Consider the following 17,549-nt stretch of genomic DNA (forward strand, 5'->3'; position numbering starts at 1 on the left):
ACCTGACAGATGACACGGGTGATACACACCGGCGACACGCACATCGGGTACCAGCAGTACCACGTACCCGAGCGCCGGCAGGACTTCCTCGACGCCTTCCGTCGGGTCGTCCGTGACGCGATCGAGGACGATGTCGCCGCCGTCGTCCACGCGGGGGACCTCTTTCACGACCGACGACCGACGCTCTCCGATATCATGGGGACGCTCTCCGTGCTGGAGGAACTGGCCGACGCCGACGTTCCGTTTCTAGCTGTCGTGGGAAATCACGAGGCGAAGCGCGACGCGCAGTGGCTCGACCTCTACGAGTCGCTTGGGCTAGCGACGCGCCTCGACGCAGAACCGACCGTCGTAGGCGATACAGCATTCTACGGACTCGATTTCGTCCCGCGCTCCCAGCGAGAGGACTTAGCGTACGACTTCGCTGCCCACGACGCCGACCACGCCGCGCTGGTCACGCACGGCCTCTTTCAGCCGTTCGACTACGGCGACTGGGACGCCGAGGATATTCTCGACCAGTCGCCCGTCGCCTTCGACGCCATGCTGCTGGGCGACAACCACGACCCCGGAAAGCAACAACTCGACGAGACGTGGGTCACCTACTGCGGGTCGACCGAACGCGCGAGCGCCAGCGAACGCGAGGACCGCGGCTACAACATCGTCACGTTCGACGGCGAGACGCGCATCACCCGCCGCGGCATCGACACCCGCGAGTTCGTCTTCGTCGACGTGGAACTCGGTCCCGAGGAGGGAGTCGAGCGGGTCCGGCGTCGCGTCGGTGAGCACGACGTCGAAGACGCCGTCGTCATCGTCGGCATCGACGGCGACGGCGACCCGATTGCTCCCGCGAGCGTCGAGGAGTACGCGCTCGACGCCGGCGCACTCGTCGCCCGTGTCACCGACCACCGCAAACTCGCCACCGACGAGCGAGAGACGAGCGTCAGCTTCGCCGACCCGGACGACGCCGTCGCCGAACGCGTCCGCGAACTCGGTCTCAGTGGGGCCGCACAGGACATCGACGAGACGGTCCGGGCCTCGAAAGTCGCGGATGCCAACGTCGCGGATACGGTCCAAAATCGCGTGCAGGAACTCGTCGCCGAGGACCCCGACGCGCTGACCGCCGTCGGGCCAGTGGACGAATCGGCGGGAGACGAAGTGACGAACGACGAACCGACGAAGCCAGGAGGGACGACGGCGGAGGCCGACGGCGGACAGACGACGGCCGACGATGCGGCCGAGAGCGGGGAGACGATCGACGACGCCGAGGACCAATCCAGCATGGGGGAGTTCCTGTGAGGGGGGCGTACTGATGCGGTTCCAACGCGTCGCCCTGGAGAACTTCAAGTGCTACGACGACGCCGACCTCACGCTCTCGCCCGGCGTTACGGTCATCCACGGGCTGAACGGGAGCGGCAAATCCTCGCTGCTCGAAGCCTGTTTCTTCGCTCTCTACGGGTCGAAGGCCATCGACGAAAACTTAGACGAGGTTGTCACCATCGGGGCCGACGACTGCACCGTCGACCTGTGGTTCGCCCACGCCGGCGGCGACTACCACCTCACGCGCCGCGTCCGCAACACCGGCGAGCGAGCGACGACCGCCAAATGCGTCCTCGAAACGCCCGAGGAGACGTTCGAGGGCGCACGCGCTGTCCGTCGACGAGTCACCGAACTCCTGCGGATGGACAGCGAGGCGTTCGTCAACTGCGCGTACGTCCGGCAGGGCGAGGTCAACAAACTCATCAACGCCTCGCCGGGCGAGCGACAGGACATGCTCGACGACCTCCTGCAACTGGGAAAACTGGAGACCTACCGAGAGCGAGCGAGTGACGCCCGCGTCGGCGTCAAGCGCGTCCGCGAGGACAAACAGAGCCGTCTCTCGCAACTGGACGAGCAGATTCAGGCCAAAGAGGATCGCGATCTCCACGAGCGCCTGAACGGACTGGAAAGCGAACTGAACGACATGCAGGGGGAAATCGAACGCATCGAGGGGCAGCGAGAATCGGCGACAGAGACGCTGGAGCAAGCGAATGCCGTTCTAGAGGAGTACGAGGAGCGACGGACCGAACTGGACGAATTGAGCGAGGAGATAACGGAACTGGAGACCGAGATCACCGAGACGGAGAGCGAGCGGAACGACCTCGAAACCCGAATCTCGGAGTTGAAAGACCGCCGCGAATCGCTCTCGGACGAGCTGAGCGAGACGGTCGCAGATAGCGAACTGGACGAGGCCGACCCTGTGGCTGTCGATGCCCGTCTGGACGACTTACAGGACCGCGACGAGGCGATTCAAGCGCGCATCACCGAACAGAGCGTCGAGGCCAAGGAGCACAACAGCACCGCCGACTCGCTGGAAGAACAGGCCGAGGACCTCGAATCGCGTGCCGAGCAGAAGCGCGAGGAGGCCACAGAGGTCGCGTCGAGCCTCGAAGACGCCCGTGAGACCATCGCTGACCGCCGAGAGCGACTCGACGACATCGACGACGACATCGAGACACTCGAAGCCCGATTCGCGGACGCAGACGTGAGCCGCGAATCCGCCGAGGCTCACCACGACGAAGTATCTGCAGAACTCGACGAGGCTCGACAGCGAGTGACCGAGTTGGAGACGAAACTACAGAGCGAGCGCGAGTCGCTCCGCGAGGCCGAGGAGTTGCTCGACGCCGGGAAGTGCCCCGAGTGCGGACAGGACGTCGAGGAGTCGCCCCACGTCGAGTCCATCGAAGACGACAGAGCGCGAGTCGCTGACCTGGAATCGACCCTCGAAGATGCCCGCGAGAGAGTCGAGACGCTCGAAACGAGACTCGAACGCGCGGAGTCGCTCACCGACGCCGCCGACCAACTGGCGACGCTCGAAGACAACCGCTCGAACGTCGTGCAATTGGTCGAGGAGAAAGAATCCGGATTGGAAGCCGACGAGGAACGGGTCGAGCAACTGCGCGAGGACGCCGCCGATCTCGACTCGCAGGCCGAGGCGAAGCGCGAGAAGGCCGAGGCGAAGCGCGAGGAGGCCGACGACTGCCGGTCGGTCATCGCCGAGTGCAACCAAGAACGCCAACAGGTCAAGACGGCCATCCAGCGACTGGAGCGCGTCGAGACGCTGCTTTCCGACGTCGAGGAGTGCGAGCGTGAGATCGACCAGCGCCGCGAGACGCGCACGCGACTGGCCGAGACGAACGACCAGCGCCGGGAGCGCCTCGCCGAGAAGCGCGAGCGCAAGCAGGAACTGGACGAACAGGTCGACGAGTCTCGCATCGAGGAAGCACGCTCGGAGACACAACGCGCCGAAAACTACATCGAGAAGGCCGACGCGAAACTCGACGAGCTACGCGAGGAGCGCGACGATCTCCAGAGCGCCATCGGTGCCGTCGAGAACGAACTCGACGAACTCGAATCGCTCAGAGAACGGCGCGAGGAACTGGCAGACAAAGTCGAGAAACTCCAGTCGCTGTACGACGAAGCCGAACAGCTACAGGAGATGTACGGCACGCTCCGAGCGGAACTGCGCCAGCGAAACGTCGAGACGCTCGAACGAATGCTGAACGAGACATTCTCGCTGGTGTACCAGAACGATTCGTACGCCCGCATCGAACTCGACGGGGAGTATCAGTTGACGGTGTTCCAGAAGGACGGCGAACCGCTGGAACCCGAACAGTTGTCAGGTGGCGAGCGCGCACTGTTCAACCTCAGCCTGCGCTGTGCCATCTACCGACTGCTCGCGGAGGGTATCGAGGGGTCGGCCCCGATGCCGCCGCTCATCCTCGACGAACCGACGGTGTTCCTCGACTCGGGCCACGTCACGCAGCTACTCGATCTGGTCGAGTACATGCGTGACGAGGTCGGCGTCGAGCAGATTCTGGTCGTCAGCCACGACGAGGAACTCGTCGGCGCGGCCGACGACCTCGTCCGCGTCGAGAAGAACGCCACCTCGAACCGCTCGCGGGTCGACCGCGTCGAGCGTATCGAGGAGACGGTCGCGGAACTGGCCTGAGGCGGCCCGAATCGGCCTGATTCACTCGCGTCCCGTGAGAAACGCGACGGCCTCGCTCGCCGTTTCGGTCACGTCGTAGCCTCGTTGGCCGGCCGCGGTCGCTTCTTCCAGCAGTCCTGCCGCGCGGTACTCACCGAGTAATCCGTGCAAATCGCTCTCACAGAGGTCGTAGCTGTCCAGTAGTTGCTGGACGGAGAGTGGGCCGCGCGCGTCGAGTTCCACGAGGAGGCCGAGCGTCCGGTCGTCGTGGGCGGCGGTGACGACGGTTTGGACGGCGTCGGGAACCGCGCTCGCGGCCGTCGCGAGCGGCGATTCGCCTTCGACGGGTTCGAGGTCGTCGTTTGGGAGGTGGCGTTCCGCGCCGGTCTCGGGGTCGCGGACGAGACTTGCGTCGCTGGACTCCTTCAGCAGAAGATAGCGGGTGCCGGACTCGTCGCGGACGGTACGCATACCGGCGGTAGCCGACTCGCGCGGTTAGCCGTTGTGGTCGGTGGATGGGTCGTCAGTGGCGTCGGCGACGGTAGCGTCACCGTCTCCGTCGTCTTCGTCACTCCCCTCGCGGCTCCGACGAAACCTCACGTAGCGGAAGGTCCCGTAGGCGAAGGCGATGACGCCGACGAGGAAGATGCGGAGGCCGAGGTCGGTGTTCCCCTCGAAGTAGATGAACATCGGGCCCACCGAGAGCGCGAGCAACGCGACGTTGAACACGATGACGAGTTTCCAGAACAGCGCGGCCGTGTCGCTGGCGGCGCTGCCGTCCGGGGCACTGGGCGCTTCCGGAATCTCCGGCCCGAGGCTGTCCGGGTCGAACTCGTCGGGTTCGTGCGGACTCTTCTCGGAGAAGACGCTCTCCGGGGCATCCGGGTCATCCTCGTCGGGACCGTCTAACACGGTACTGAGTCGAACCGCGACCGATAAAAGGACTTCTAGGCAACCTCGCTCAGCGACACGGCGGTGTCCGTCTGGACCCACGCGAGCGGGTTCTGCGCGTCGTAGAATACTGTCCCCTCTTCGGTCTCGTAGGTTTCGGTGGTCTGGACTGCGTCCGGGAGCGCAGGCTCTGACCGCAGGTCGTCCGCCCGATCCGACTGGCCGTCGGGAGATGCGTGGTGCGACATAGGGGCGTCAGCAGGTCGTATGTCATTGTATGGCATATACTTTCTGCCTGCGTCAAACACGGCCGACCGCCGACGTTTTTATGGGGGGTCTCGAAAGGTGGGCAAGCATGAGTAACGAGGGTCAGCGAGCGCTGGGGGACTTCGCTCCGAGCGATGGCGACGGCGATGGGAAGCGGCCGGTCGCCGACGAAGCGGCGGCCGTTGCCGGCAACGGGGGGTCCGGGGCGAGCGTCGTCGACGTGGACGAACAGCAGTTCCCGCCGGTCGAGGAGACAGTGGCGTTCGTGGTGACGCAGGTCGACTACACAGTCGAGAGCAATGGCGACGGCGAGTTTCCCGTTGTCCACGTGTTCGGCCGAACCGACGACGACGAGGCGGTTCACGCACGCGTCTACGAGTTCAAGCCGTACTTCTACGCGCCGGTGGCGAGCGCGACCGAAGACCGGCTTCGGCAGTACGACAGCATCACTGGCTGGGAGGACGTCGACGAGAACGGCGACCCCTACGAGTCGATCCGCGGCGAGCGACTCCGCAAAATCTTCGGACAGACCCCCCGCGACGTGGGTCAGATGCGGGACGACTTCGACCACTACGAGGCGGACATCCTCTTTCCCAACCGCTTGCTCATCGACAAGGACATCACGAGTGGCGTTCAGGTTCCGGCCCGCGAACTCGACGACGGGAGCTATCAGGTCCACCACGAGGAAGTGACACCGGTCGAGGCCAGCGCCGAACCGCGGGTGAACACCTTCGACATCGAGGTCGACGACCGCCACGGGTTCCCCGAGGACGGCGAGGAGACCATCGTCTGTCTCACCTCTCACGATTCATACGACGACCAGTATATCGTCTGGCTGTACGAGTCCCCCGATGGCGTCGAGGGGCCGGCGGCGCTCACCGAGTACGACCCCATCCGCGAGGACGTCGACTTCGAGGCCGACGTGCGCGTCTTCGAGGAGGAGGAAGCGATGCTCGACGCGTTCATCGAGTACATCGAGACGACTGACCCTGACGTGCTGACGGGGTGGAACTTCGACGATTTCGACGCCCCCTATCTCTTAGACCGCATCGAGGAACTCCAGGGCTACGACCACGACTACGACCTCGACATCGACCGCCTCTCCCGAGTTGACGAGGTGTGGCGGAGCGACTGGAACGGCCCTGACATCAAGGGCCGGGTCGTCTTCGACCTCCTCTATGCCTACAAGCGCACGCAGTTCACCGAACTGGAGTCCTACCGCCTAGACGCCGTCGGCGAACAGGAACTCGGCGTCGGCAAGGAACGGTACACCGGCGACATCGGCGACCTCTGGGAGGACGACCCCGAGCGACTGCTGGAGTACAACCTTCGGGACGTGGAACTCTGTGTGGAGTTGGACCGCGAACAGGACATTATCGACTTCTGGGACGAGGTTCGCACGTTCGTCGGCTGTAAGCTCGAAGACGCGACGACGCCCGGCGACGCCGTCGACATGTACGTCCTCCACAAACTCTACGGCGAGTACGCCCTGCCCTCGAAGGGCCAGCAGGCGAGCGAGGACTACGAGGGCGGTGCCGTCTTCGACCCTATCACGGGCGTTCGCGAGAACGTTACGGTACTGGACCTGAAGTCACTCTATCCGATGTGCATGGTGACGACGAACGCGAGTCCGGAGACGAAAGTCGACCCCGAGACCTACGACGGTGACACCTACCGTGCGCCCAACGGCACCCACTTCCGGCAGGAACCGGACGGCGTCATCCGGGAGATGGTCGACGAACTCCTGACAGAACGCGAAGAGAAGAAAGAGCGACGGAACAGCCACAGCCCCGCAGACCCGGAGTACGAGCGCTACGACCGGCAGCAAGCAGCTGTCAAGGTAATTATGAATTCTTTATATGGGGTCCTGGGCTGGGACCGCTTCCGCCTCTACGACAAGGAGATGGGCGCGGCCGTCACCGCTACCGGTCGGGAGGTCATCGACTACACCGATGAAGTCGTCGAAAACGAAGGGTACGAGGTCGCATACGGGGACACTGACTCCGTTATGCTCCAACTCGGCGAGCTCGGTCCAGAGGACGTCGAGAGCGACGTGACCGTCTCTGACGAGATGCGCGAGAAGCATCCCGAGATGGCCGACGACGAACTGGAGACCATCGCGGCGACCATCCAGAAGGGGTTCGAAGTCGAGGAGACGATAAACGCCTCCTACGACGACTTCGCAAGCGACCGCCTCAACGCCGAGGACCACCGCTTCCAGATCGAGTTCGAGAAGCTCTACCGGCGGTTCTTCCAGGCGGGCAAGAAGAAGCGCTACGCTGGCCACATCGTCTGGAAGGAGGGCAAGCACGTCGACGACATCGACATCACGGGCTTCGAGTACCAGCGCTCCGACATCGCGCCCATCACCAAGCGCGTCCAGAAGGACGTCATCGACCGCATCGTCCACGGGGAGGACACAGAGAATCTCAAGACCTACGTCGGCGACGTCATCGAGGACTATCAGGCCGGCAACGTCGACTACGACGACGTGGGCATCCCCGGCGGCATCGGGAAGAAACTGGACAACTACGACACCGACACCGCACAAGTTCGGGGAGCGAAGTACGCGAACCTTCTGTTGGGGACGAACTTCCAGAGCGGGTCGAAACCGAAGCGACTCTATCTCGACCGAGTCCACGCCGACTTCTTCACGCGAATCGAGGACGAACTGGGTCTCGACCCGGCACAGGACCCGCTGTACGGCGAGTTCCGTCGGAATCCGGACGTCATCTGCTTCGAGTACGCGGACCAGATTCCCGAGGAGTTCGAGGTCGACTGGGACAAGATGCTCGATAAAACGCTGAAGGGGCCGATCGCCCGCATTCTGGAGGCGCTCGACATCTCGTGGGACGAGGTCAAATCCGGGCAAGAACAGACTGGACTTGGCCAGTACATGTAGCGTCGCAGCCGGACGGTTTTCTCGGCGGAGAAATATTGTTTCTATATACCGAACTCGATTTCGCCGCAATGCGAAAGCTTGATGGGTCAAACAGACCTTCTTTCGGTTGACCTAACAGACACTATGGCAGTACTCGAAATCAACAATCTCCACGCAGAAGTCGCAGAAGAGGACGGTGAGACCATCCTTCGCGGTGTCAATCTCGAAGTCGAGTCCGGCGAGATCCACGCGCTGATGGGACCGAACGGCTCCGGGAAATCGACGACAGCGAAGATCATCGCCGGCCACCCGGCCTACGAAGTCACCGACGGCGAGGTCCTCATCCACCTCGAAGCAGACGAGTTCGGTGCGGACTTCGAGATTCCCGACGATCTCCGGACGTGGGATCTCCTCGACCTCGAACCGAACGAGCGCGCGGCGCTCGGCATCTTCCTCGGCTTCCAGTATCCCGCCGAGATCGAGGGCGTCACGATGGTGAACTTCCTCCGCACGGCGCTCAACGCCAAACTCGAAGAGCGCGAGGAACTGTTCGAGGACGACGAGGCCGACGAGGAGGAAGAAGAGGAGGCCGGCTACGACACTTCCCCGATGGAGGGCAACGTCGAAGAGGGCGAAGTCGGCGTCGCCGAGTTCCAGGAGATCCTCCAGGAGAAGATGGAGCAACTCGACATGGACGAGAAGTTCGCCTCCCGCTATCTGAACGCCGGCTTCTCCGGCGGGGAGAAGAAGCAGAACGAAGTCCTTCAAGCGGCCATCCTCGAACCTTCGATCGCCGTCCTCGACGAGATCGACTCCGGGCTCGACATCGACCGCCTGCAGGACGTCTCCAACGGTATCAACGCGCTGCGCGACGAGCAGGGCACCGGCATCCTCCAGATTACCCACTACCAGCGCATCCTCGACTACGTCGAACCCGACCACGTTCACGTCATGCTCGACGGCGAGATCGCCAAGTCCGGCGGCGCTGAACTGGCCGAGCAACTCGAAGACGAAGGGTACGACTGGGTCCGCGAGGAAGTTTACGAGGCCGCGTAACACCCTTCCGTCCACGACACCAACACCAATACACCAATGAGTTCAGATCAAGACCATCTCAAAGAGACCGACACCGAGGCTCGTTTCGAGTTCAAGAAGGAGGAGAACGCCGCCTTCGAGACCGAGAAGGGCCTCACCGAGGAGACCGTCCGGGTCATCTCGGAAGACAAAGACGAACCCGAGTGGATGCTCCAGCGCCGCCTGCGCGCGCTAGAGCAGTTCCAGGAAATGCCCATGCCGGAAGGCTGGCCGGGCGCGCCCGACCTCTCGGAGGTAGACATCGAGGACATTGTCCCGTACATCCGCCCGGACATCGAGACACGCGGCGGGGCCGACTCCTGGGAGGACCTCCCGGAGGAGATTCAGGACACCTTCGACAAACTGGGCATCCCGGAAGCCGAGAAAAACGCCCTCTCGGGCGTCGGCGCGCAGTACGAGTCCGAAATCGTCTACCAGAACATGCAGGAGCGCTGGGAGGAGAAAGGCGTCATCTTCTGTGACATGGACAAGGCCGTCCAAGAGCACGAAGAAATCGTCAAAGACCACTTCATGACGAAGTGTGTCCCGCCGAGCGACAACAAGTTCGCCGCGCTCCACGGCGCGGTGTGGTCCGGCGGGTCGTTCGTCTACATCCCGGAGGACACCACCGTCGAGATGCCCGTGCAGGCGTACTTCCGGATGAACTCCGAGGGGATGGGGCAGTTCGAGCACACGCTCATCATCGCCGAGGAGAACTCCGAAGTCCACTACATCGAAGGCTGTTCCGCCCCGAAGTACTCCGCGTTCAACCTCCACTCCGGCGGCGTCGAAGTGTTCGTCGGCGAGAACGCCCACGTCCAGTACTCAACTGTGCAGAACTGGTCGAAGAACACGTACAACCTCAACACCAAGCGCGCCATCTGCGAGGCCGACGGCACGATGGAGTGGGTTTCGGGCAGCATGGGCTCGAAAGCCACGATGCTGTACCCCTCCACCGTTCTCAAGGGTCCCGGCGCGACGGACAACCACATCACCATCGCCATGGCTGGCGAGGGACAGGACATCGACACCGGCGCGAAGGTCTACCACAACGCGCCCGAGACGAAGTCCACCATCGAGTCCAAGTCCATCGCGAAGGACGGCGGCCGCACGAACTACCGCGGCCTCGTCCACATCGCCGACGGCGCGGAGGACTCCTCTACGTCCGTCGAGTGTGACGCGCTGATGTTCGACAACGACTCCACCTCCGACACGATGCCGTACATGGAGATTCAGGAGTCGAAAGTCGACGTCGCCCACGAGGCGACTGTCGGCAAGATCGGCGACGAGGACGTCTTCTACCTCCAGTCGCGTGGACTGGACGACGACGACGCAAAGCAGATGATCGTCGCCGGGTTCATCGAACCCATCACGGAGGAACTGCCTATCGAGTACGCGGTCGAACTCAACCGCCTCATCGAACTGGAGATGGAGGGCTCGCTCGGATAACCATGAGCACGCAGGTACACGCAGATCTCACAGAGAGCCAGGTCGAACAGATATCGTCGGACCTAGACGAGCCAGAGTGGCTCCTGGAGACGCGAAAAGCGGCGCTCGCGGCGCTCGACGACCTCGAGATGCCCGACGTCATCCAGACGCCCGGCCGCAAGTGGACGAACCTCGACGCGCTGGATTACGAGTCGCTCGTCGACCCGTTGGACTACGCACAGGACAAGGACCGCATCGACGCCGAGGGCGTCGACGTCCTCTCTTGGTCCGAAGCGCTCGACCAGCACGGCGACCTGATCGAGGATCACTTCGGCTCGGTCGTCGACCCCCAGCGAGACTACCTCACGGCGCTGTCGACGGCGCTGTTCTCGGCCGGGACCGTCGTCTACGTCCCCGAGGGCGTCGACGCCGAGGACGTGAAGATTCGGACGACGATGAACAGCCAGTCGCTGTTCAACTACACACTCGTCGTCGCCGAGGAGTCGGCCTCGGTCACGATTCTCGAACGACAGGAGAACGGCGATGCCGTCGAGGGCAATCAGTACTACTCCGGTGTCGTCGAGGCGTCGGTCGGCGAGAACGCCTACGTCCAGTACGGCACGCTCCAGAACCTCTCGGAGGAGACCTACAACTATCAGGTCAAGCGCGGCCACGCCGACACCTACGGCACGCTCGACTGGATCGACGGCAACATCGGTTCCCGACTGACGAAGAGCAACGTCGAGACGCGCCTGCTCGGTGACTCCTCGGAGTCCCAGATCGTCGGCGCGTTCTTCGGACACGACGACCAGCACTTCGACATTGCCAGCCGCGTCTGGCACGAGGCCGAGCACACGGTCGCGGACCTCGTCACGCGCGGTGTGCTGGACGACAAAGCGCGCTCGGTCTACGAGGGCGTCCAGGACGTCGGCCGCGAGGCGTGGGACACCTCCTCGTACCAGCGCGAGAACACGCTGATGCTCTCGGACGAATCGGAGGCCGACGCCTCGCCGAAGCTCATCATCAACAACCACGACACCGAGGCCTCTCACTCCGCAACGGTGGGACAGGTCGACGAAGAGGACATGTTCTACATGACCTCCCGCGGTGTCAACCCCGACGCGGCGAAGAACATGCTCGTCGAGGGCTTCTTCGTCCCCGTCCTCGATGAAGTCGAAGTCGACGAACTCCGCGAGGACTTAGACCAGCTCATTTACGAGCGTCTGCGGAATTGAAACGACCGCAGGCTCGAAAGAACTCGTTCTTTCGGCGTCTGCGGGAGTAAACCGACGGCTTACTTTCTGCGGTTCGTCGTCTTCTGCGCTTCTTTCGCTTTTGAACGCCGCCAGGCGTGACTACGCCGACCGTGTCCGGGGGCGGCCGAGGCGGAGCCAGCAGTACTCGTAGCTGTCGAGTTCGATGCTCACTGTATCGCTATCGAGGGAGTACTCCCCGGGTCCGAGCAGATGGGTCACCACGTCGTCGGGGGCGTCGAGGCTGACGGTCGTCGAGTCGGCGCTCACGTTGTGGGCGGTCAGCAGCGTCGTCTCGCCCCAATCGCTCCGGTGAAGGAAGACAGTCTGATCGCCCGTCTCGACGATGGACTGTTCACCTCGAGAAAGTTCCGGACAGGCCTTTCGAGTGGCGACAATCTCGCGAACGTGGGCCAACAGCGAGTCGGGCTCGCCGCTCTGGGCGGCGACGTTGATCGCGTCGGGGCCGTACTCCCCCTCGACGACCGGTCTGAGAAACGTCTCGGCGTCGCCCGTCGAGAACCCGCCCGTGGCGTCGTCGGTCCACTGGATGGGCGTCCGGACGGCATCACGACCCGGCAGGGACAGGTCGTCGCCCATCCCGATTTCGTCGCCGGCGACGATGATTGGCGTCCCTGGGAGCGCGAAACAGAGGCTGGTCGCACAGGCGATGCGGTCCGGGTCGCCGTCCAAGAGCGGGGCCAGTCGGCGACGGACGCCGCGACCGTAGATGCGCGTGTCGGGGTCGGCAGCGATACGCTCGAACGCCCGGTCGAACTCCTCACGGGGGAGCGGCCCGAGGTTCAACTCGTCGAAGTTCCGGAGGAAGTTCGCCCACTGGCCGTGTTCCACTATCTCCTCGTAGTCGGGCAGCCGGTCGAACGCTTCGGCGAGATGGTCGGCGTTCTCGTCGACGAGCGCCCAAACGAGGTGGGCGTTCGAGACGAAACTCAAGAGGAGGTCGAACTCGTTTCCGGTCCCGAAGTAGCGTTTCAGTTCGGCGGGTTCGTCGTCGGCTTCGGCCAGCAGAACCGTCTCTTCGTCGACGTTACTGACGGTCGTCTTCATCCGCCTGAACAGCGAGTGCGGGTCGTCGATGGAGACCGGCTCGGCTCCCTTCGGTCCGATCATCGGCGTCGCGGCGTCCACGCGGAACCCGTCGAGACCCTGTTCGGTCCAGAATTCGAGGACGCGCTCGATCTCGTCTTGCACCGCGGGGTTCGAGACGTTCAGGTCGGGCTGGAAGTGATAGAACTGGTGGTAGTAGTGTGCGTCGGCGGCCTCGTCGTAGGTCCAGACATCGTCTTCCTCGCCGGGGAAGATGTTCTGTACGTCAGGCGCGCTATCGGGGTCGTCCGTCCAGAGGTAGTAGTCCTGATACGCTTCGTCGCCGTTGCGAGCGCGCTGAAACCACGGATGTTCCGTCGAGGTGTGGTTGAACACCATGTCGGCGAGGACGCGCATCCCCCGGTCGTGGGCCTCATCGAGGAATCGCCGGAAGTCCCCCATCGTCCCGAGCCGCTCGTCGATGCCATAGTAGTCGGCAACGTCGTAGCCGTTGTCACGCCACGGACTTGGGTAAAAGGGTAACAACCACAGACAGGTCACGCCGAGGTCGTCGAGGTAGTCGAGTCGGTCACGGAGGCCGACGAAGTCGCCGATACCGTCCCCGTTCCCGTCGGCGAACGTCTTCACGTCGAGCGAGTAGATGACCGCGTCGCGGTACCACTGGGGATGGTCAGTCATTGCTGGTCACTTCCCACGTGTTCTCCCGTGCGGCTAAAAGTACCGGCGCGCCGAACCCGACAGGGAACGGCTTAAGTTTCACCCTCTCCGACGTGTCCACATGACTGCATCGCCACGTCCGGGGGTGACGCCGTGAGTCTGACCCAACCGGTCGCATCGGACCACCAACTCGCGCGGCTGCTCCAGATCGGCATCGTCCTCGAAGAGGTCGTCGAGGCCCGTGCCTCGAAACACGCCGAGGAGTCCGGCGAGACGCTCGACCCAGCGGTCGGCGAGCTACTCGACCACGCCGCCGCGGAGTCGGCTGACCACCGCCGCCGCCTCGAAGCGCTCGTCGACGACCTCGAAGCCGAGACCGTCGCCTTCGAAGAGATCCAGACGCTCGTCGAGGCCCAGTACGAGACCGACGAGGACTTCGACGGGATTCTCTACGATCAGCTCTGTAACGAGGAGACCGCCTACAAGTTCTACGACGACCTCATCGAGGCGATCGAGGTCTCGGAGGCGTCGTTTACCGTCGACCGCGACCGTCTGCTGGAGGTACTGCGAACCATCCGCGAGGAGGAGGCCGAGGGGGCCGAGGAAGTGACCAAACTCATGGAGGAACGACAATGAACACACAGGCGCAGTATCTGAAAGCTATCTACCTCACCCAACAGCAAGAGGACGGTCCTGCCTCCACCGGCGCGATCGCGGACCTACTAGACGTGAGCCCGGCAAGCGCCAACGAGATGATCGGCAAACTCGAAGAACGCGGCCTCTTAGAACACGAGAAGTACAAAGGGGTCGACCTGACCGACGAGGGGATCCAGCAAGCCCGCGATGCGCTCCAGAACTACTGTATTATCGAGCGGTTCCTCGTCGAAGTGCTGGAAGTCGAGGAGTTTCGAACCGAGGCCAAGCAGCTAGAGGGCGTCATCGACGAGACGGTTGCCGAACGCCTCGACACGATCATCGACCGGGAACCGCAGTGTCCTGACTGTTTCAACGCCGAAGACGACGTCTGCGAACTGCTCGAAACCGAGGTCGAAGCCGTCAGCGACTGAGTCTCGAAGCGTTCAAGTATCCTCCGTCGATTGGTCTATCTGAAGTCCCGTGGCGGTGAGCGGTCTCACAGAGATTGCGAGTCTCACGGGAGAACGAAGTGAGAAGTCCCGTGGTGTAGCGGCCAATCATAAGGGCCTTTGGAGCCCTTGACGGCGGTTCGAATCCGCCCGGGACTACTAACTCTGTGGCGAACCGAATGGTGAGCCACGAATTCGCGACTCGCGGGCAATTCGAACCCTGAAAGACGGGTGAATACGAGTCTTTCATCGGTTCGAATCCGTTTTGGGGACCCTTACCGTTCTCAAAGGTACGCAGCGTCCCAGCGGAGGGGTTTCCGGACGTTTCCGCAGTTGTCACACTCGATACGGCCCATAGAGTCCATAGCGTTGGCGAGGGTGTTGCAGTTACTACAGAAGTAGCCGTACTGGTCCTCGGCGTTCTCGTCGGTGTAGACGATGTGGAACGGTGCAATCGAGCCTCGCTCGTGGTTGTCGTGGTCGACGTAGACGGTTCGACCCTCGTCGGTTTCCGTGGGCTCACGGCCCCACTGTTCGCTCTCCGTATAGAGGTTCTCGACGTAGGTGTGGCCGGCGATGTTGAGTTCCTCCGAGCCGGCTCGTTCGAAGCCCTGCTCCTCGTAGAACGTGTTGCCGTCGACGTTGTCGTCTAGGACACGTCCCTGGAGATGCGTCGCACCGAGTTCGTGGAGCCGCTCGCGGGTCTGCTCGAACAGCGATGTCGCGTTCCCCACGCCACGATGGGCCGGGTCGACGTGCAGCCACAGGAGCGTCCCGGTGTTGTCGGCTGCGAGGACGCTCTCGGAGAAGCCCACGACTTGGCCGTCGTCGTCGGCGACGAGGAGGAGCCGGTCCTCGTCGGCGAGCGTCGCTTCGAGTTGGTTCTCGTCGTACCACTCTTCGATAGCGCCGGTGATCGCTTGCGGTCCCAGTGAGTACGACGCTTGCAGCGACCGTCGAGCGACGTCCCTGATTGCCGGTCCATCGGCTGGCGTAGCCGGTCGAACGTTCATACACCAACAATCATCGTGAATCGGTATAAACGTACAGTGCGTTGTGGGGCGCGTACCCTGGGAAAGGCGTCGGCCACAATGGCATTATGAATATAAGGTATCTTCACGAAGCGCCTAAGAAATATAGAGTATGAATCAGGAATGGCTATGGAAGTAACTGAATAAGACCATATTTTAGAGATAGTGTCCGAACACAGTAATCTTCGTCGGCCGGACGCCAGTACCGGCTGCCTGCCGAGACTGTCTGTAAGCGTAACCGCGGGTCGCTCGACCGCCGCCGGTCGGCATCTCCGCCCATCGCTCGCTCAACCATGGAGATCCGTCTCGGCAGTTTTCGACCTGTTCTCGGTGATTTCACGGCCGCCAGTCACGCGAACGTCGGTATTTGTCTTGTCGTAACGCTAAAGAGTCGAACGCACCTTCTTATCTGTAAGATGAATATCGGAACCTATCGCCGGAGGTGGTGGTGTGGGCGTCGAGATTAAGGAGTCACCTGTCTCAGATGCGGAATTCGACGCGATGCAAGCGTTCGTTCACGACTACCTTGCCGCCAGTGTCGAGAACGAAGAGGAAGGTGGCCGGATGCGCTGGTACCCGTGGCACTCCGCGGAGTACCGGTTCAACCACATCCTCAACGTGGTCGACATCTCGACCGACATCGCCCGGAAGGAAGGTGCGAACGTAGACGTAACCCGCGTCGCGGCTCTCTTTCACGACATCGCAAAGCTGGAGGTCGAACAGGACGTCCACGCTGAGGCCGGTGCCCGCATCGCACGAGAGTATCTCGCCACACACGGTGACTACCCCGAGTCGTTCGTCGATCAGGTCTGCCGCGCCATCGAAGACCACTCCTATCAGGGGGACCTCTCGAATCTCCCGCTGGAGACGCAGTGTCTCATCGAGGCGGACATTCTCGATAAAGTCGGTGCCAATGGCGCTGCGCTCATGCTCCTCCGGATGGGCTACGAGTCGAGAACACACATGGACGCCGCCGAGATGGTCGACCGCGTTATCGAACGTGGCGTAGACGCCGAAGAGCGCGTCCAGAGCGACACTGCCGAGTCCATCGTCCACCAGCGGCTCAAGCGCGCGCGCTGGTTCCAGGAGTGGCTCGAAGCCGAAGTCGCCGAGATGGACGCCGACGACAGTTTAGACGACGTGGCAACAGGTATGGGTGACTCCTGAACCAGGCGAGCAATCCCAGTCAGGGCAACAGTGTCGAGCCGGCCCACTCGACCGCCGGGCCGAGCGCCTGTGCGAGAAAGAGCACGCCGGAGACGGCGAGCACCGCCGCACTCGCCCACGCGATCACCGGCGCGAGCCGTTCGACTCGTTCGCGCGCGGCGACGATCGCCGCCGGAAACCCCGTAATCCAGAGGACGATTCCGCCGAACAGTCCCGCGAGCAACACGGGATGACCGGTTTGGACGACGAGTAGCCCGGATACCTCGCTGCCGACGACCGGGAGGGACGACAGCACGTCAAGCGTCCCGGGTCGTAAGAGTCCGACGCCGACAGTGAGCCAGAATACGACTTGGTACGGGTTCGTGAGCGCGAGCACCAGCGCCTTCCGGAACCCGCGACTCGCGTCGTCGTCGCTCTCCGCGTCGACCGACGAGAGGGCGTTCGCGTCCTGTATCGCGCCGTAGGCGAACCACAGCATCAGCATGCCGCCCGCGGCGACCATAACTTGTCGCAGACCGGGTGTCTCCGTGACGACGGTGGCGACGCCGACCAGCGAGAGGACGAAAAAGCACGCATCGGCGGTCATCGCCCCGAGACCGGCGAACAATCCCGCGCGCCATCCTCGCAAGGCGCTCTCTTCGGCGATGACGGCGTTCATCGGGCCGGGCGGGGCCGCGAGTGCGAGGCCGAAAATGACGCCGCCGAGAGCCGTCGAGAGCAACGTTCCGAGGGAGAGCGTCGGCTGTGTCGAGAGGAGCCAGTGATGCATCTATAGGACGTGAA

At 63.0% G+C, this 17,549-nt stretch carries 15 protein-coding genes and 1 tRNA gene; 10 read left to right on the forward strand and 6 right to left on the reverse strand.

Annotated features, from left to right (window positions below):
* The first annotated feature begins 9 nt into the window (after positions 1–9).
* Both mre11 and rad50 read left to right on the forward strand, forming a co-directional pair.
* Complete coding sequence (gene mre11, locus E4S61_RS01695; RefSeq protein WP_135302171.1) at positions 10–1,293, forward strand: DNA double-strand break repair protein Mre11; 1,284 nt, start codon at positions 10–12, stop codon at positions 1,291–1,293.
* A gap of 13 nt (positions 1,294–1,306) precedes the next feature.
* Positions 1,307–3,985, forward strand: a complete 2,679-nt coding sequence (rad50, locus tag E4S61_RS01700; RefSeq protein ID WP_135302172.1) for a DNA double-strand break repair ATPase Rad50 — start codon at positions 1,307–1,309, stop codon at positions 3,983–3,985.
* A gap of 21 nt (positions 3,986–4,006) precedes the next feature.
* On the opposite strand, the gene E4S61_RS01705 is transcribed toward rad50, so the two are convergent.
* Genes E4S61_RS01705 through E4S61_RS01715 form a run of 3 tightly spaced genes read right to left on the reverse strand, consistent with a single transcriptional unit; the run spans position 4,007 to position 5,103 of the window.
* Complete coding sequence (locus tag E4S61_RS01705) at positions 4,007–4,435, reverse strand: DUF7346 family protein (protein WP_135302173.1); 429 nt, start codon at positions 4,433–4,435, stop codon at positions 4,007–4,009.
* 24 nt (positions 4,436–4,459) lie between these two features.
* A complete protein-coding gene (locus E4S61_RS01710; protein WP_135302174.1) occupies positions 4,460–4,876 on the reverse strand; it encodes a DUF7322 domain-containing protein in 417 nt (138 codons plus the stop codon).
* A gap of 35 nt (positions 4,877–4,911) precedes the next feature.
* Positions 4,912–5,103, reverse strand: a complete 192-nt coding sequence (locus E4S61_RS01715; protein WP_135302175.1) for a DUF7331 family protein — start codon at positions 5,101–5,103, stop codon at positions 4,912–4,914.
* Between the two features lie 107 nt (positions 5,104–5,210).
* Between E4S61_RS01715 and E4S61_RS01720 the strand changes: the two genes are divergently transcribed.
* The 4 genes from E4S61_RS01720 (at position 5,211) to sufD (ending at position 11,740) form a co-directional block, all read left to right on the forward strand.
* Positions 5,211–8,024, forward strand: a complete 2,814-nt coding sequence (locus E4S61_RS01720) for a DNA-directed DNA polymerase (RefSeq protein ID WP_135302176.1) — start codon at positions 5,211–5,213, stop codon at positions 8,022–8,024.
* Between the two features lie 123 nt (positions 8,025–8,147).
* Positions 8,148–9,059 (forward strand): ABC transporter ATP-binding protein, encoded by a 912-nt coding sequence (locus E4S61_RS01725; RefSeq protein ID WP_135302177.1) that lies wholly within the window; start codon positions 8,148–8,150, stop codon positions 9,057–9,059.
* 36 nt (positions 9,060–9,095) lie between these two features.
* Positions 9,096–10,526, forward strand: a complete 1,431-nt coding sequence (gene sufB, locus E4S61_RS01730) for a Fe-S cluster assembly protein SufB (protein WP_135302178.1) — start codon at positions 9,096–9,098, stop codon at positions 10,524–10,526.
* Positions 10,527–10,528: 2 nt separating this feature from the next.
* Positions 10,529–11,740 carry a Fe-S cluster assembly protein SufD gene (gene sufD, locus E4S61_RS01735; RefSeq protein ID WP_135302179.1) on the forward strand — a complete coding sequence of 404 codons (1,212 nt, stop codon included), beginning with the start codon at positions 10,529–10,531 and terminating at the stop codon, positions 11,738–11,740.
* Between the two features lie 120 nt (positions 11,741–11,860).
* Here the strand turns inward: sufD and E4S61_RS01740 are convergent, their stop codons facing one another.
* Entirely contained in the window at positions 11,861–13,504 is a 1,644-nt protein-coding gene (locus tag E4S61_RS01740) for an alpha-amylase family protein (protein WP_135302180.1), read from the reverse strand.
* Between the two features lie 132 nt (positions 13,505–13,636).
* Between E4S61_RS01740 and E4S61_RS01745 the strand changes: the two genes are divergently transcribed.
* The 3 genes from E4S61_RS01745 (at position 13,637) to E4S61_RS01755 (ending at position 14,727) form a co-directional block, all read left to right on the forward strand.
* Positions 13,637–14,119 carry a ferritin-like domain-containing protein gene (locus E4S61_RS01745; protein ID WP_135302181.1) on the forward strand — a complete coding sequence of 161 codons (483 nt, stop codon included), beginning with the start codon at positions 13,637–13,639 and terminating at the stop codon, positions 14,117–14,119.
* Entirely contained in the window at positions 14,116–14,550 is a 435-nt protein-coding gene (locus E4S61_RS01750; RefSeq protein WP_135302182.1) for a metal-dependent transcriptional regulator, read from the forward strand. Before E4S61_RS01745 ends, E4S61_RS01750 begins: the two co-directional genes overlap by 4 nt.
* A 104-nt stretch (positions 14,551–14,654) precedes the next feature.
* Positions 14,655–14,727, forward strand: a tRNA-Gln gene (locus E4S61_RS01755).
* Positions 14,728–14,852: 125 nt separating this feature from the next.
* Here E4S61_RS01755 and E4S61_RS01760 read toward each other — a convergent pair.
* Entirely contained in the window at positions 14,853–15,581 is a 729-nt protein-coding gene (locus E4S61_RS01760; RefSeq protein WP_135302183.1) for a GNAT family N-acetyltransferase, read from the reverse strand.
* Between the two features lie 468 nt (positions 15,582–16,049).
* On the opposite strand from E4S61_RS01760, the gene E4S61_RS01765 reads away from it, so the two are divergent.
* The gene (locus E4S61_RS01765) at positions 16,050–16,766 is read left to right on the forward strand and encodes an HD domain-containing protein (protein ID WP_135302184.1); all 717 of its coding nucleotides are present in this window, start codon (positions 16,050–16,052) and stop codon (positions 16,764–16,766) included.
* A gap of 19 nt (positions 16,767–16,785) precedes the next feature.
* On the opposite strand, the gene E4S61_RS01770 is transcribed toward E4S61_RS01765, so the two are convergent.
* Positions 16,786–17,535, reverse strand: a complete 750-nt coding sequence (locus E4S61_RS01770) for a LysE family translocator (RefSeq protein WP_135302185.1) — start codon at positions 17,533–17,535, stop codon at positions 16,786–16,788.
* Positions 17,536–17,549 lie beyond the last annotated feature (14 nt).

The organism is Haloarcula amylovorans (assembly GCF_004681185.1).
Classification (GTDB): Archaea; Halobacteriota; Halobacteria; order Halobacteriales; family Haloarculaceae; genus Haloarcula; species Haloarcula amylovorans.